General features: G+C 56.8%; 12 protein-coding genes. 11 read left to right on the forward strand and 1 reads right to left on the reverse strand.

Going from position 1 to position 15,597, the window contains the following annotated elements:
• Positions 1 to 2: 2 nt before the first annotated feature.
• The 10 genes from mutL (at position 3) to rlmB (ending at position 12,411) form a co-directional block, all read left to right on the forward strand.
• On the forward strand, positions 3 to 1,850 hold the full coding sequence (gene mutL, locus G7090_RS02255) for a DNA mismatch repair endonuclease MutL (protein WP_166181382.1): 1,848 nt from the start codon (positions 3 to 5) through the stop codon (positions 1,848 to 1,850).
• Positions 1,843 to 2,793 carry a tRNA (adenosine(37)-N6)-dimethylallyltransferase MiaA gene (gene miaA, locus G7090_RS02260; protein ID WP_166181383.1) on the forward strand — a complete coding sequence of 317 codons (951 nt, stop codon included), beginning with the start codon at positions 1,843 to 1,845 and terminating at the stop codon, positions 2,791 to 2,793. The genes mutL and miaA overlap by 8 nt, the downstream gene beginning before the upstream one ends.
• 85 nt (positions 2,794 to 2,878) lie before the next feature.
• The gene (hfq, locus tag G7090_RS02265) at positions 2,879 to 3,187 is read left to right on the forward strand and encodes an RNA chaperone Hfq (RefSeq protein ID WP_032616179.1); all 309 of its coding nucleotides are present in this window, start codon (positions 2,879 to 2,881) and stop codon (positions 3,185 to 3,187) included.
• 77 nt (positions 3,188 to 3,264) lie between these two features.
• On the forward strand, positions 3,265 to 4,545 hold the full coding sequence (hflX, locus tag G7090_RS02270; protein ID WP_166181384.1) for a ribosome rescue GTPase HflX: 1,281 nt from the start codon (positions 3,265 to 3,267) through the stop codon (positions 4,543 to 4,545).
• A 116-nt stretch (positions 4,546 to 4,661) separates the two neighbouring features.
• Positions 4,662 to 5,918, forward strand: coding sequence for an FtsH protease activity modulator HflK (gene hflK / locus G7090_RS02275; RefSeq protein ID WP_106994045.1), 1,257 nt, complete (start codon positions 4,662 to 4,664; stop codon positions 5,916 to 5,918).
• 2 nt (positions 5,919 to 5,920) lie between these two features.
• Complete coding sequence (hflC, locus tag G7090_RS02280) at positions 5,921 to 6,922, forward strand: protease modulator HflC (RefSeq protein ID WP_166181385.1); 1,002 nt, start codon at positions 5,921 to 5,923, stop codon at positions 6,920 to 6,922.
• Between the two features lie 286 nt (positions 6,923 to 7,208).
• Positions 7,209 to 8,507 (forward strand): adenylosuccinate synthase, encoded by a 1,299-nt coding sequence (locus tag G7090_RS02285; protein WP_166181386.1) that lies wholly within the window; start codon positions 7,209 to 7,211, stop codon positions 8,505 to 8,507.
• A 203-nt stretch (positions 8,508 to 8,710) separates the two neighbouring features.
• A complete protein-coding gene (gene nsrR, locus G7090_RS02290) occupies positions 8,711 to 9,136 on the forward strand; it encodes a nitric oxide-sensing transcriptional repressor NsrR (protein WP_166181387.1) in 426 nt (141 codons plus the stop codon).
• A gap of 38 nt (positions 9,137 to 9,174) precedes the next feature.
• Complete coding sequence (gene rnr, locus G7090_RS02295; RefSeq protein WP_166181388.1) at positions 9,175 to 11,616, forward strand: ribonuclease R; 2,442 nt, start codon at positions 9,175 to 9,177, stop codon at positions 11,614 to 11,616.
• A gap of 63 nt (positions 11,617 to 11,679) precedes the next feature.
• Positions 11,680 to 12,411 carry a 23S rRNA (guanosine(2251)-2'-O)-methyltransferase RlmB gene (gene rlmB / locus G7090_RS02300; RefSeq protein WP_166181389.1) on the forward strand — a complete coding sequence of 244 codons (732 nt, stop codon included), beginning with the start codon at positions 11,680 to 11,682 and terminating at the stop codon, positions 12,409 to 12,411.
• A 90-nt stretch (positions 12,412 to 12,501) separates the two neighbouring features.
• On the opposite strand, the gene G7090_RS02305 is transcribed toward rlmB, so the two are convergent.
• Positions 12,502 to 13,791, reverse strand: a complete 1,290-nt coding sequence (locus G7090_RS02305) for an MFS transporter (RefSeq protein WP_166181390.1) — start codon at positions 13,789 to 13,791, stop codon at positions 12,502 to 12,504.
• 183 nt (positions 13,792 to 13,974) lie between these two features.
• On the opposite strand from G7090_RS02305, the gene G7090_RS02310 reads away from it, so the two are divergent.
• A complete protein-coding gene (locus G7090_RS02310) occupies positions 13,975 to 15,597 on the forward strand; it encodes an isovaleryl-CoA dehydrogenase (protein WP_166181391.1) in 1,623 nt (540 codons plus the stop codon).

Genomic DNA, 15,597 nt, shown 5'->3' on the forward strand with positions numbered 1-15,597 from the left:
TCATGCCGATTCAGGTTCTGCCGCCGCAGCTTGCGAACCAAATCGCCGCCGGTGAGGTGGTAGAACGCCCTGCGTCGGTCGTGAAAGAGCTGGTGGAAAACAGTCTTGATGCGGGCGCGACCCGCATCGACATTGATATTGAACGCGGCGGCGCGAAACTCATCCGCATCCGTGATAACGGCTGCGGTATCAAAAAAGAGGAGCTGGCCCTGGCGCTGGCTCGTCACGCCACCAGCAAAATCGCCTCCCTCGACGACCTCGAAGCCATTATCAGCCTCGGTTTTCGCGGCGAAGCGCTGGCCAGTATCAGCTCCGTCTCCCGCTTAACGCTCACCTCCCGCACCGCAGAACAGCCGGAAGCCTGGCAGGCCTACGCCGAAGGCCGGGATATGGACGTGACGGTCAAACCCGCAGCTCATCCGGTGGGCACCACGCTGGAAGTGCTGGACCTGTTCTACAACACCCCCGCACGGCGCAAGTTTATGCGCACCGAGAAAACCGAATTCGGTCATATCGACGAGATTATTCGCCGCATCGCGCTGGCGCGTTTCGATGTCACCATCAACCTGAGCCATAACGGCAAGATGATGCGCCAGTACCGCGCCGTGGCGCAGGGCGGGCAGAAAGAGCGTCGGCTGGGCACCATTTGCGGTACGCCGTTTCTGGAACAGGCGCTGGCTATTGAGTGGCAGCATGGCGATCTGACTCTGCGCGGCTGGGTGGCCGATCCAAAAGCCAGCAGTGCGGCGTTTGCGGAGATCCAGTATTGCTACGTGAACGGGCGCATGATGCGCGACCGCCTGATCAACCATGCCATCCGCCAGGCGTGCGAGGATAAACTCGGTGCCGGAGAGCAGCCCGCTTTTGTGCTGTATCTGGAGATCGACCCGCATCAGGTGGATGTGAATGTCCATCCGGCGAAGCATGAAGTGCGTTTTCATCAGTCGCGGCTGGTGCATGACTTTATCTACCAGGGCGTGCTGAGCGTATTGCAGCAGCAGGCCGATCCTACCCTGCCGTTGAGTAACGTGGAGCCTGCCCCGCGGCCGATTCCGGAAAACCGCGTTGCGGCGGGCAAAAACCAGTTTGCTGAACCGGCTGTCGCCCGTGAACCTGCCGCTCCGCGCTTTGCATCCGGCGGCTCAGCCCCTCGCGCGTCTGGCGCCAGTTATCCCCATGCCCAGCCGGGCTACCAGAAGCAGGCAGGGGCGGTCTATCGCACCTTGCTCGATACCCCGGCGCCTGCCCAGAAAACAGAAGATGTCGCACCTGCAACCTCTACGCTGGTAGGGCATAGCCAGAGTTTTGGTCGGGTACTGACCATCGTATCACCGGATGCGGCCCTGCTGGAGCGTGACGGCCAGCTGGCGCTGTTGTCCCTGCCGGTAGCCGAGCGCTGGTTAAAACAGGCGCAGCTTGCACCTGGTCCACAGCAGGCCTGCGCCCAGCCGCTGCTGATCCCGGTGCGGATAAAAATCTCGGCGCAAGAGACGCAGATCATCCAGCGTTATCAAACGGCGCTGGCTGAAATGGGCATCGAGGTAGTAACCGAAGCGCACCATGTCACGCTTCGGGCGGTGCCTTTACCCTTACGCCAACAAAATTTACAAAACTTGATTCCTGAACTGATAGGCTACCTGGCGCAACAGACGACGTTTGATGCCGCCAACACCGCGCAGTGGATCGCCCGCCAGTTGGCCAGCGAACATTCGACGTGGAGTATGGCGCAGGCGATTACGGTGCTGGCGGAGGTCGAACGCCTCTGCCCGCAGCTGGTAAAAGCGCCGCCGGGTGGTTTATTGCAACCTGTAGATCTACAAACGGCTAAGAACGCCCTGAAAAATGAGTGACTTGAGTAATACCAGCCTGCCTAAGGCGATATTTTTGATGGGGCCAACGGCCTCCGGTAAAACCGCGTTAGCCATTGAGTTACGTAAAGTTTTGCCAGTAGAGTTGATTAGCGTTGATTCCGCCCTTATTTATCAGGGGATGGATATTGGTACGGCAAAGCCTAACGCAGACGAGTTACGCGCGGCACCGCACCGATTACTGGATATTCTTGACCCGGCGCAGGCCTATTCGGCGGCAGATTTTCGTCGCGATGCGCTGGCGCAGATGGCAGAGATCACCGCAGCAGGGCGTATTCCCCTGTTAGTGGGTGGAACCATGCTCTATTTCAAAGCCTTACTGGAAGGGTTATCGCCGTTGCCATCGGCAGACCCTGCGGTTAGAGCAAAGATTGAGCAACAGGCGGCAGAGCAGGGATGGGGTGCGCTGCATGAGCAACTGGCTGAGATCGATCCGGTTGCCGCAGCACGTATTCATCCAAATGATCCGCAAAGGCTTTCCCGGGCACTGGAAGTTTTTTTCATTTCGGGTAAAACTTTAACGGAACTGACGCAAACGTCAGGAGAGGCTCTCCCGTATCAGGTGCATCAGTTCGCCATCGCCCCGGCGAGCCGTGAACTGCTCCATCAGCGAATTGAGCAGCGTTTTCATCAGATGTTAGCTTCAGATTTTGAAGCAGAAGTGCGGGCGCTATTTGCCCGTGGAGATTTGCATACGGACATGCCTTCCATTCGTTGTGTGGGTTATCGCCAGATGTGGTCATACATTGAAGGTGAAATTTCACATGATGAAATGGTTTATCGAGGTATTTGCGCCACGAGACAGTTGGCGAAACGCCAGATGACCTGGTTGCGCGGTTGGGATGGTATTCACTGGTTAGACAGTGAAAAGCCCCAACAGGCGTTACATGATCTATTACAGGTTGTTGGTGATATCGCAGACTGAATGTGTACAATTAAGTCGTATCGTGCGCAATTTTTCAGAATCGCAAGGTTCTAAGTACAAAACAAGCATATAAGGAAAAGATAGAATGGCTAAGGGGCAATCTTTACAAGATCCGTTCTTGAACGCACTGCGTCGTGAACGTGTTCCAGTTTCTATTTATTTGGTGAATGGTATTAAGCTGCAAGGTCAAATTGAGTCTTTCGATCAGTTCGTGATCCTGTTGAAAAACACGGTCAGCCAGATGGTCTACAAGCACGCGATTTCTACTGTTGTTCCGTCTCGTCCAGTATCTCATCACAGCAATAACGCTGGCGGCGGTTCCAGTAACTACCATCATGGCAGCAACGCGCAGGGTTCTTCTGCGCCTGCGCAGGACAGTGAAGAAACCGAATAAGGTTACTGGCTGTTATTTCCATATCGGGGAGCCAGATTTTCTGCGTTCCCCGCTGATCTTTTTTGAGAGGTTTACGCTTGTTTGACCGTTATGATGCCGGTGAGCAGGCGGTGCTGGTACACATCTATTTTTCGCAAGACAAAGATATGGAAGATCTCCAGGAGTTTGAAGCTCTGGTCTCTTCCGCCGGTGTCGAAGCAATGCAGGTGATTACCGGTAGCCGTAAAGCGCCGCACCCAAAGTATTTTGTTGGTGAAGGTAAAGCAGTAGAGATTGCGGATGCCGTTAAAGCGACTGGCGCATCAGTCGTGCTTTTTGATCACGCCCTGACACCGGCCCAGGAACGCAACCTGGAACGTCTGTGCGAATGTCGCGTTATCGATCGAACGGGTTTGATTCTGGACATTTTTGCTCAACGTGCACGTACCCATGAAGGGAAACTGCAGGTCGAGCTGGCGCAGTTGCGCCATCTGGCAACGCGCCTGGTGCGCGGCTGGACACACCTTGAAAGACAGAAAGGCGGGATTGGTTTGCGTGGCCCGGGTGAAACTCAGCTCGAAACCGACCGTCGCTTGCTGCGTGTCCGTATAACCCAGATCCTCTCACGACTTGAAAAAGTTGAGAAGCAACGTGAGCAGGGGCGCCGCTCCCGACAGAAAGCAGACATTCCAACGGTGTCGCTGGTCGGTTATACCAACGCCGGTAAATCCACCCTGTTTAACCAGATCACTGAGGCCCAGGTGTATGCCGCAGACCAGCTGTTTGCGACCCTGGATCCGACGCTGCGCCGTATTGATGTGACGGACGTCGGTGAAACCGTGCTGGCGGATACCGTTGGGTTTATCCGTCATCTGCCGCACGACCTGGTGGCCGCATTTAAAGCCACCCTGCAGGAGACCCGTCAGGCGACGCTGCTGTTGCACGTCATTGACGCTGCGGATGTCCGCCTGCAGGAAAACATCGATGCAGTGAATATCGTGCTGGAAGAGATTGATGCGCACGAGATCCCAACGCTGCTGGTGATGAACAAAATCGATATGCTGGATGGCTTTGAGCCGCGTATCGACAGGGATGAAGAGAACATACCGATTCGGGTCTGGCTTTCTGCCCAGACCGGTGTTGGTGTACCACTGCTTTTCCAGGCCTTAACAGAACGTCTTTCCGGTGAAGTGGCTCAGCACACGCTGCGTCTACCCCCCGAGGAAGGCCGACTGCGCAGCCGTTTTTATCAGCTTCAGGCGATAGAAAAAGAGTGGATGGAGGATGACGGCAGCGTGGGGTTGCAAGTGCGTATGCCGATCGTTGACTGGCGTCGCCTCTGTAAACAAGAACCTGCGCTGGTCGACTACGTCGTCTGACCGGATAGGAGATGCCTGAAGGTTTTTGCCCTTTGGGATACCCGAATCGCAATGGATGCTCCGGCATGCCAGGCGTTTGAAGGTATATCACCGCATAACAAATATGGAGCACATACATGGCGTGGAATCAGCCCGGTAATAACGGACAAGACCGCGACCCGTGGGGGAGCAGCAATAATCAAGGCGGCAACTCCGGGGGAAATGGCAACAAAGGTGGTCGCGAGCAGGGGCCACCCGATCTGGATGATATCTTCCGCAAGCTGAGTAAAAAGCTGGGCGGTCTTGGCGGTGGTAAAGGCACTGGCGGCGGTACTGGCCAGGGGCCGCGTCCTCATATGGGCGGTCGCGTGGTGACTATTGTTGCGGCTGCAGCGGTAATTATCTGGGCTGCCAGCGGGTTCTACACCATCAAAGAAGCCGAGCGCGGTGTTGTCACCCGTTTTGGTAAGTTCAGCCATCTGGTTGAGCCAGGCCTGAACTGGAAACCTACCTTCGTTGATAACGTGCGCGCCGTTAACGTTGAGTCGGTACGTGAACTGGCGGCGTCCGGCGTAATGCTGACGTCCGATGAGAACGTCGTCCGCGTTGAGATGAACGTGCAGTACCGTGTCACCGATCCGCAGCACTACCTGTTTAGCGTGACCAGCGCGGACGACAGTCTGCGTCAGGCTACCGACAGCGCCCTGCGCGGCGTAATCGGCAAATACACCATGGACCGCATTCTGACCGAAGGTCGTACCGTTATTCGTAGCGATACCCAGCGCGAGCTGGAAGAGACCATTCGTCCGTACAACATGGGTATCACCCTGCTGGACGTCAACTTCCAGGCTGCTCGTCCGCCGGAAGAGGTGAAAGCGGCATTTGATGATGCGATTGCTGCCCGTGAAAACGAACAGCAGTACATCCGTGAAGCGGAAGCGTACATCAACGAAGTCCAGCCGCGTGCAAACGGTCAGGCACAGCGTATTCTCGAAGAAGCGCGCGCCTATAAGACTCAGACCGTTCTCGAAGCTCAGGGTGAAGTGGCGCGTTTTGCGAGACTGCTGCCTGAATATAAAGCCGCACCGGAAATTACCCGTGAGCGTCTCTATATCGAGACCATGGAAAAAGTGCTGAGCCACACCCGTAAGGTGCTGGTGAATGACAGCAAAAATGGCAACCTGATGGTTCTGCCGCTGGATCAGATGCTGAAAGGCGGAAATGCGAGTGGTGCAAAGGCCAATAACAGCGGAGCGAATGAGCTGTTGCGTCTGCCGCCAGCGTCGACTGGTAACACCAGAGCCAATACCACCTCTTCTTCAAGCGATGGTGACATCATGGACCAACGCCGCGCCAACGCGCAGCGTAACGACAACCAGCGTCAGGGGGAATAACGATGCGTAAGTCAGTTATTGCGATCATCATCATCGTGCTGGTCGTGCTTTATACCTCTATTTTTGTAGTTAAAGAGGGCGAGCGCGGTATTACCCTGCGTTTTGGCAAAGTTCTGCGTGACAGCGAAAACAAACCGCTGGTTTACGAGCCGGGTCTGCACTTTAAGATCCCGATGATCGAATCGGTTAAAACCCTGGATGCCCGTATCCAGACCATGGATAACCAGGCCGATCGCTTCGTGACCAAAGAGAAGAAAGACCTGATTGTCGACTCTTACATCAAGTGGCGCATCAGCGATTTCAGTCGTTACTACCTGGCGACCGGCGGCGGTGACGTCTCCCAGGCCGAAGTGCTGCTGAAACGTAAGTTCTCTGACCGTCTGCGTTCTGAAATTGGTCGTCTGGATGTGAAAGACATCGTTACCGACTCCCGTGGTCGTCTGACCCTGGAAGTACGTGATGCCCTGAACTCCGGCTCTGCGGGCACGGAAGATGAAGTGACCACGCCAGCGGCTGACGACGCGATCGCCAAAGCGGCTGAACGTGTTCAGGCTGAAACCAACGGCAAAGTGCCGGTGATCAACCCGAACAGTATGGCTGCGTTAGGTATCGAAGTGGTTGATGTACGTATTAAGCAGATCAACCTGCCGACCGAAGTGTCCGAAGCGATTTACAACCGTATGCGCGCTGAGCGTGAAGCGGTAGCCCGTCGCCATCGTTCACAGGGTCAGGAAGAGGCTGAGAAGCTGCGTGCAACCGCAGACTATGAAGTGACTAAAACGTTGGCAGAAGCTGAGCGTCAGGGTCGTATCCAGCGTGGTGAAGGTGATGCCGAAGCCGCGAAACTGTTCGCCGACGCGTTCAGCCAGGATCCAGACTTCTATGCCTTTATCCGTAGTCTGCGTGCCTATGAAAGCAGCTTCCAGAGCAATCAGGATGTGATGGTGCTCAGCCCGGATAGCGATTTCTTCCGCTACATGAAATCACCGGCGACAAGCCGCTAATTTTACGGCTTGAAGACGACAATGGCGCCTCTCGGGGCGCCATTTTTTTGTGACTCTGGGGCCCAAATTCTGAAGATGCTATAAAGGCGTTTGTCATTCCAACCAGTGTAATCGCTGATAGCGCCGCATCGCTTGTGATGAAAAACGGCTCTTCACACAACATATTGAGGTAATCGATTAATTGGTGATGAACCCGGCAAGTTCGACGAAATTTGTATACAAAAAAAGCTGAACATCATCAAAACCGATGGTAGAATCCATTTTTAAGCAATCGGTGATTTTGAAAATGGGTAACAACGTCGTCGTACTGGGCACCCAATGGGGTGACGAAGGTAAAGGGAAGATCGTCGATCTTCTGACTGAACGTGCTAAATTTGTTGTACGCTATCAGGGTGGTCACAACGCGGGCCATACTCTCGTAATCAACGGTGAAAAAACCGTCCTCCATCTTATTCCATCAGGCATTCTTCGTGACAATGTGACCAGCATCATCGGTAACGGTGTTGTGCTGTCTCCTGCTGCGCTGATGAAAGAGATGAAAGGCCTGGAAGACCGTGGCATCCCGGTTCGCGAACGTCTGCTGCTCTCTGAAGCCTGCCCGCTGATCCTCGACTACCACGTTGCGCTGGACCTGGCACGTGAAAAAGCGCGCGGCGCGAAAGCGATCGGTACTACCGGTCGTGGTATCGGCCCGGCTTACGAAGATAAAGTTGCCCGTCGCGGTCTGCGCGTTGGCGATCTGTTCGACAAAGCTACCTTTGCTGAAAAACTGAAAGAAGTGATGGAATATCACAACTTCCAGCTGGTGAACTTCTACAAAGTTGACGCGGTTGACTACCAGAAAGTACTGGACGATGTAATGGCCGTTGCCGACATCCTGACCGGTATGGTTGTTGATGTGTCCGATCTGCTGGACCAGGCGCGCAAGCGTGGCGATTTCGTCATGTTTGAAGGTGCGCAGGGTACGCTGCTGGATATCGACCACGGTACCTATCCGTACGTCACCTCCTCTAACACCACCGCAGGTGGCGTGGCAACCGGCTCTGGCCTGGGCCCACGTTATGTGGATTACGTTCTGGGTATCATCAAAGCTTACTCCACTCGCGTGGGTGCAGGTCCGTTCCCGACCGAGCTGTTTGATGAAACCGGCGAGTTCCTCTGCAAGCAGGGTAACGAGTTTGGCGCGACCACCGGTCGTCGTCGTCGTACCGGCTGGCTTGATGCAGTTGCTGTGCGCCGTGCGGTGCAGATCAACTCCCTGTCTGGCTTCTGCCTGACCAAACTGGACGTCCTGGACGGCCTGAAAGAAGTGAAAATCTGTGTTGCCTACCGTATGCCGGATGGCCGCGAAGTGACTACCACTCCGCTGGCAGCTGACGACTGGCAGGGCATCGAGCCGATCTACGAAACCATGCCAGGCTGGTCTGAAACCACCTTCGGTGTGAAAGAGCGTAGCGGCCTGCCACAGGCGGCACTGGATTATATCCAGCGCATTGAAGAACTGACCGGTGTGCCGATTGATATTATCTCTACCGGCCCGGACCGTAGTGAAACGATGATTCTGCGCGACCCGTTCGACGCATAATGATGGTTTTGCCCGGCGGCGCTGAGCTTGCCGGGCCTACAGACCTCCATCGTAGGCCGGATAAGCAACGCGCATCCGGCCTTTTCTTTCTCCTTCCCGCCTTTCAGTTCAAATAAATTAGCCGCCAACTATCTGGCTGGTTTATCATCATTAATGAATATCTCTGCGGATATACCGCGATTTACCCTTTTCCTGAGGTTGATGTGCAGTTAACAAGTTTCACCGATTACGGATTACGCGCGCTGATCTACATGGCGTCGTTACCTGAAGGGAAGATGACCAGTATCTCTGAGGTGACAGAGGTGTACGGCGTGTCCCGTAATCATATGGTCAAAATAATCAATCAACTTAGCCGTGCCGGATACGTTGCTGCCGTCCGCGGGAAAAATGGCGGCATTCGCCTCGGTAAACCGGCACAGAGTATTCGTGTTGGTGATGTGGTACGCGAACTGGAGCCATTAACTCTGGTGAACTGTAGCAGCGCGTTCTGCCACATTACGCCCGCCTGTCGTCTGAAACAGGCGCTTTCAAAGGCCGTGCAAAGTTTTCTCATGGAGCTGGATAACTACACGCTGGCCGATTTGGTTGAAGAGAATCAACCGCTGTATAAATTATTGCTGGTGGAATGAAGAAAATTTCCACCGGAGATGACAACGGAGGAACCGCTATGTCACAAGATCCTTTCCAGGAACGCGAAGCTGAAAAATACGCTAATCCTATCCCAAGCCGCGAGTTCATCATTGAACACTTAACCAAACGCGAAAAACCCGCTAATCGTGAAGAACTTGCCGTTGAATTAAACATTGAAGGCGAAGAGCAAATTGAAGCCCTTCGCCGTCGTCTGCGCGCCATGGAGCGCGACGGACAACTGGTCTTTACCCGCCGCCAGTGCTATGCCCTGCCAGAACGCCTCGACCTGCTGAAAGGCATGGTGATTGGTCACCGGGATGGTTTCGGCTTCCTGCGCGTCGAAGGCCGTAAGGACGATCTCTATCTCTCCTCTGAACAGATGAAGATGTGCATTCACGGCGACCAGATCCTGGCCCAGCCGCTGGGTGCCGACCGTAAAGGTCGTCGTGAGGCGCGCGTGGTACGCGTGCTGGTGCCAAAAACCAGCCAGATCGTGGGCCGCTACTTCACCGACGCCGGCGTCGGTTTTGTGGTGCCGGACGACAGCCGTCTGAGCTTTGATATCCTTATTCCACCGGAAGAGGTGATGGGCGCGCGGATGGGCTTTGTGGTGGTCGTTGAACTGACCCAGCGTCCGACCCGCCGTACCAAAGCGATCGGTAAGATTGTCGAAGTGCTGGGCGATAACATGGGCACCGGCATGGCCGTGGACATGGCGCTGCGCACCCACGAAATCCCGTACGTCTGGCCAAAAGCGGTTGAAGAGCAGGTTGAAGGCCTGAAAGAGCAGGTCCCGGAGTCGGCGAAAGCGGGCCGTGTGGATCTGCGTAGCCTGCCGCTGGTCACCATCGATGGCGAAGACGCCCGTGACTTTGATGACGCCGTTTACTGCGAGAAAAAACGCGGCGGCGGCTGGCGTCTGTGGGTGGCCATTGCGGATGTGAGCTATTACGTCCGCACAGGTACCCCGCTGGATGGTGAAGCCCGCAACCGTGGCACTTCGGTCTACTTCCCGTCCCAGGTCGTGCCGATGCTGCCGGAAGTGCTCTCCAACGGTTTGTGCTCCCTCAACCCGCAGGTTGACCGTCTGTGCATGGTGTGTGAAATGACCATCTCCACCAAAGGGCGTTTAACCGGCTACAAATTCTATGAAGCGGTGATGAGTTCACATGCTCGCCTGACCTACACCAAAGTGTGGCACATGCTGCAGGGTGACCAGGATCTGCGTGAACAGTATGCGCCGCTGGTGAAGCACATCGAAGAGTTGCATAACCTCTATAAAGTGCTGGATCAGGCGCGTGAAGAGCGCGGCGGGATCTCCTTTGAGAGCGAAGAGGCGAAGTTCATCTTCAACGCCGAGCGCCGCATCGAGCGGATCGAACAGACCCAGCGTAACGATGCCCACAAGCTGATTGAAGAGTGCATGATCCTGGCCAACATCTCGGCGGCACGCTTCGTTGAGAAAGCCAAAGAGCCAGCGCTGTTCCGTATTCACGACAAACCGACCACCGAAGCCATTACCTCGTTCCGTACCGTACTGGCGGAGCTGGGCCTTGAACTGCCGGGCGGTAACAAGCCGGAGCCACGCGATTACGCCGAGCTGCTGGAATCCATCGCCGATCGCCCTGACGCCGAAATGCTGCAAACCATGCTGCTGCGCTCCATGAAGCAGGCGATTTACGATCCGGAAAACCGCGGTCACTTTGGCCTGGCATTGCAGTCTTATGCCCACTTTACCTCGCCGATCCGTCGTTACCCGGACCTCTCCCTGCACCGCGCTATTAAATATCTGCTGGCGCAGGAGCAGGGTCATAAAGGCAACACCACGGAAACCGGGGGTTACCACTACTCCATGGAAGAGATGCTGCAGCTGGGCCAGCACTGTTCGATGGCGGAACGCCGGGCGGATGAAGCCACGCGTGACGTCGCTGACTGGCTGAAGTGTGACTTCATGCTGGATCAGGTCGGGAACGTGTTTAAAGGCGTGATTGCCAGCGTCACCGGTTTTGGCTTCTTTGTCCGTCTTGATGAACTCTTTATTGATGGCCTGGTGCATGTCTCCTCCCTGGATAACGACTACTACCGTTACGATCAGGTTGGGCAGCGTCTGACCGGCGAATCCAGCGGCCAGACTTACCGTCTGGGCGATCGCGTGGAAGTGAAGGTTGAAGCGGTCAACATGGACGAGCGTAAGATCGATTTCAGCCTGATCTCCAGCGAACGTGCGCCGCGCAACGTGGGTAAAACCGCACGCGACCATGCGAAGAAAGGGGCGCCTGGCAAAACCAGCGGCAAGCGTCGTCAGACCGGTAAGAAGGTGAACTTCGAGCCGGACAGCGCCTTCCGTGGCGAGAAAAAACAGAAGCCGAAGGCCGCGAAGAAAGAAGCCAGAGCAGCGAAAAAGCCGTCGGACAAAACCCAGAAAATCGCCGCCGCGACCAAAGCGAAGCGCGCAGCGAAGAAAAAAGTAGCGGAATAATTTTCCCTGACCTTGATCCTCTCCCTTTCGGGAGAGGAGAACAGTAATTAATGAGAATCATCAATGAGTGAAATGATTTACGGCATCCACGCGGTGCAGGCCCTGCTGGAGCGCGCACCGGAGCGTTTTCAGGAAGTCTTTATTCTGAAAGGGCGTGAAGACAAACGCCTGATGCCGCTGATCCACGCCCTGGAAGCGCAGGGTGTGGTGATCCAGCTGGCGAACCGCCAGTATCTGGATGAGAAAAGCGAAGGTGCGGTGCACCAGGGGATCATCGCCCGCGTCAAGCCGGGTCGCCAGTATCAGGAAAACGATCTGCCGGATCTCATCGCCACCCTGGATAACCCGTTCTTCCTGATCCTCGACGGCGTGACCGATCCGCACAACCTCGGTGCCTGCCTGCGTAGCGCCGATGCAGCGGGTGTTCACGCGGTGATCGTGCCGAAAGATCGCTCTGCACAGCTCAACGCCACGGCCAAAAAAGTGGCCTGCGGCGCAGCGGAAAACGTGCCGCTGATCCGCGTGACCAACCTGGCGCGCACCATGCGTCAACTGCAGGAAGAGAATATCTGGATCGTCGGCACCGCCGGTGAAGCAGATCACACTCTGTTCCAGAGCAAAATGACCGGCCGTCTGGCACTGGTGATGGGCGCGGAAGGTGAAGGTATGCGCCGTCTGACCCGCGAGCACTGCGACGAGCTGATCAGCATTCCGATGGCGGGCAGCGTCTCGTCCCTGAACGTCTCCGTGGCAACCGGCATCTGCCTGTTCGAAGCGGTGCGCCAGAGAGGATAGTCTGTTGTGCCGGGTGGCGGCTTCGCCTTACCCGGCCTACAAAAGCACGGACCGTAGGCCGGGTAAGCGCAGCGCCACCCGGCACATACCTCACTCCTCCAGCGACCGCAAATGGTCATCCTTTCTTAACGTCATCAGCGCAAAAATACTCACCACCGCCGTCGCCATCACGTAATAGGCCGGAATATCCAGATTCCCCGTCTCTTTTATCAGCCCGGTAATAATTAAGCCCGCACAGCCCGAGAAGATGGCATTCGACAGCGAATAGGCCAGCCCCAGCCCGGTATAGCGCACCCGCGTCGGGAACATCTCTGACAGCATGGCCGGTCCTGGCCCTGCCAGCATCCCCACCAGGCCACCTGCAATCAGCACCACTATCGCTTTCACTGCCAGGGTGCTGGACTCCGCCTGCAGGATTTTCAGTAGCGGCAGGGCGAGGATCAGCAGCAGAACGGCGGCAATCACCATCACCGTGCGGCGGCCGATGCGATCGCTCAACATCCCGGAGGGAATGATGGTCAGCGCAAAACCGATATTGGAGATCACCGCTATCAGTAGCGCCTGGTTAAAGCCGGTGTGCAGGGCCGACTGCAGGTAGGCGGGCATGATCACCAGATAGGTATAACCTGCGGCAGACCAGACCATCACCCGGCCGATCCCCATCACGATAGCTTTCAGCGTGTCGCTGGTGCGGGCTTTCGCCACTACCGGTTTGGTTTGCTGCTTCACGAAGCTCGGCGTCTCTTCCATGCTCACCCGCAGCCACAGGGCGACCGCCCCCAGCGGCAGGGCGATAAAGAACGGGATGCGCCAGCCCCAGTCATGCAGGGCTTCTGGCGTCAGCAGGGCCGAGAGCAATGCCACGATCCCCGCGCCGGCCAGCAGCCCCAGCGCAACGGTAAAGGACTGCCAGGCGCCGTACAGCCCGCGTTTGCCGCGTGGGGCGAACTCGGTCATCAGCGATACCGCGCCGCCATACTCACCACCCGCGAACAGCCCCTGCAGGATCCGCAGGCCGGTGATGATCAGCGGGGCGGCAATACCAATGCTGGCATACACCGGTACCAGACCAATCGCCGCCGTGGCCAGGGTCATCATCACCAATACGATGATAAGGGTGGGCTTACGCCCGATACGATCCCCGATCCGCCCGAAGACGATGGCGCCTAATGGACGGAAGAAAAAGGCGATAGCAAACGAGGCGTAGGTGAGGATCAGGCTGGTCAGCCCCGCCTCACCGCTGAGCTGGAAAAAGTTTTTTGCAATCACGGTGGCCAGAAAACCGTACACCGCAAATTCGTACCATTCGATAAAGTTACCGATTGAGCCTGCAACTAATGCACGCTTGTGGGCATCCGGCGCCCGCTGAGTGGATTGCATCGTTATTCTCTCCATGAGGTTAAGAATAAATTATTCACTATAAAAGCCGATATGAAATTTATTATTCGCCCAATCTGTGACCAGATTCACGCCTGGAGATGGCGAAATTTTGCGCCCGCTTCCGTGCAGCGTCTGCCCGGTCTGTCCATAATTACCTCATTGCCATAGAAGGAGGGATACATTATGCACTGGCAGACGCACACGGTTTTTAATCAGCCTGCGCCACTCACCAACAGCAACCTTTTTCTTTCCGATCGTGCCCTGTGTGAAGCGGTCAGCCGTGAAGGCGCTGACTGGGACGCAGAGCTGCTCGCCAGTATTGGCCAGCAGCTGGGTACGGCAGAATCGCTGGAACTGGGCCGCCTTGCGAACGCCAATCCGCCCGAGCTGCTGCGCTTTGACGCCAGCGGTGCCCGGCTGGACGATGTGCGTTTTCATCCCGCGTGGCACCTGCTGATGCAGGGGCTGTGCGCTAACCGGGTGCATAACCTGGCGTGGGAAGAGGAGGCGCGAAAAGGAGCCTTCGTGGCCCGCGCGGCGCGTTTTATCCTGCATGCGCAGGTGGAGGCCGGCACGCTTTGCCCGATCACCATGACCCATGCCGCCACGCCGCTGCTGCAGCAGGCGCTACCGCGCATGTTCCATGACTGGCTGACGCCGCTCCTTAGCGACCGATATGACTCCCATCTGACGCCGGGCAACCAGAAGCGCGGCCTGCTGATTGGCATGGGGATGACGGAGAAGCAGGGCGGATCGGATGTTCTCAGCAACACCACCAGGGCAGAGCGCTGCGGCGACGGCAGCTACCGGCTGGTGGGCCATAAGTGGTTTTTCTCGGTGCCGCAAAGCGATGCGCATCTGGTGCTGGCGCAGGCGAAGGGCGGCCTGTCGTGCTTCTTCGTTCCCCGTTTTCTGCCTGACGGCCTGCGCAATGCCGTCCATCTGGAGCGTCTGAAAGACAAGCTGGGCAACCGCTCCAACGCCAGCAGCGAAGCTGAGTTTCTCGAGGCCACCGGCTGGCTGCTGGGCGAAGAGGGGGAAGGTGTGCGCCAGATCCTGAAGATGGGCGGCCTGACCCGCTTCGACTGCGCGCTCGGCAGTCACGGCCTGATGCGCCGGGCCTTCTCGGTGGCGTTGTATCATGCTCACCAGCGGCAAACCTTTGGCAAAAATCTGATCGATCAGCCGCTGATGCGCGATGTGTTAAGTCGCATGGCGCTGCAGCTGGAGGGACAAACGGCGCTCCTGTTCCGCCTGGCGCGGGCCTGGGATCGCCGGGATAACGAGCACGACGCCCTGTGGGCACGGCTGTTTACCCCGGCCGCGAAACTGGCGATTTGTAAAGCCGGGATCCCGTTCGTCGCGGAAGCGATGGAGGTGTTGGGTGGTATCGGCTATTGCGAAGAGAGCGAGCTGCCGCGTATCTACCGGGAGATGCCGGTCAACAGCATCTGGGAAGGCTCGGGCAATATTATGGGGCTGGACGTGCTGCGGGTGCTGGCGAAGCAGCCTGCGGTGATGGATCTGCTGGCCGAGGATTTTGCCGGCGTGAAGGGGCAGGATCGGCACTTCGATCGCAGCTGGCGCCAGTTACAGCAGAAGCTGCGTAAACCCCAGGAGGCGCAGGGCAGGGAGATCGCCCGGCAGATCTTCCTGCTGGGCGCGGGGGCACAGATGTTGCGCCATGCGTCACCGCCGGTGGCGCAGGCCTGGTGTCGTGAAATGCTTGACGCTCGTGGAGGATCCCTGCTCAGCGAGCAGGTCCAGGACGACCTGCTGCTGCGCGCCACGGGCGGTGTAGCCTGA

Source organism: Leclercia sp. 29361, from assembly GCF_011290365.1.
Classification (GTDB): Bacteria; Pseudomonadota; Gammaproteobacteria; order Enterobacterales; family Enterobacteriaceae; genus Enterobacter; species Enterobacter tamurae.

Excerpts from the sequence above, each read along its gene's own strand:
- hflK (WP_106994045.1), top strand. The coding sequence starts at position 4,662 with ATGGCGTGGAATCAGCCCGGTAATAACGGACAAGACCGCGACCCGTGG.
- hfq (WP_032616179.1), top strand. The coding sequence starts at position 2,879 with ATGGCTAAGGGGCAATCTTTACAAGATCCGTTCTTGAACGCACTGCGT.
- G7090_RS02285 (WP_166181386.1), top strand. The coding sequence starts at position 7,209 with ATGGGTAACAACGTCGTCGTACTGGGCACCCAATGGGGTGACGAAGGT.
- rnr (WP_166181388.1), top strand. The coding sequence starts at position 9,175 with ATGTCACAAGATCCTTTCCAGGAACGCGAAGCTGAAAAATACGCTAAT.
- rlmB (WP_166181389.1), top strand. The coding sequence starts at position 11,680 with ATGAGTGAAATGATTTACGGCATCCACGCGGTGCAGGCCCTGCTGGAG.
- hflC (WP_166181385.1), top strand. The coding sequence starts at position 5,921 with ATGCGTAAGTCAGTTATTGCGATCATCATCATCGTGCTGGTCGTGCTT.
- mutL (WP_166181382.1), top strand. The coding sequence starts at position 3 with ATGCCGATTCAGGTTCTGCCGCCGCAGCTTGCGAACCAAATCGCCGCC.
- G7090_RS02305 (WP_166181390.1), bottom strand. The coding sequence starts at position 13,791 with ATGCAATCCACTCAGCGGGCGCCGGATGCCCACAAGCGTGCATTAGTT.
- miaA (WP_166181383.1), top strand. The coding sequence starts at position 1,843 with ATGAGTGACTTGAGTAATACCAGCCTGCCTAAGGCGATATTTTTGATG.
- G7090_RS02310 (WP_166181391.1), top strand. The coding sequence starts at position 13,975 with ATGCACTGGCAGACGCACACGGTTTTTAATCAGCCTGCGCCACTCACC.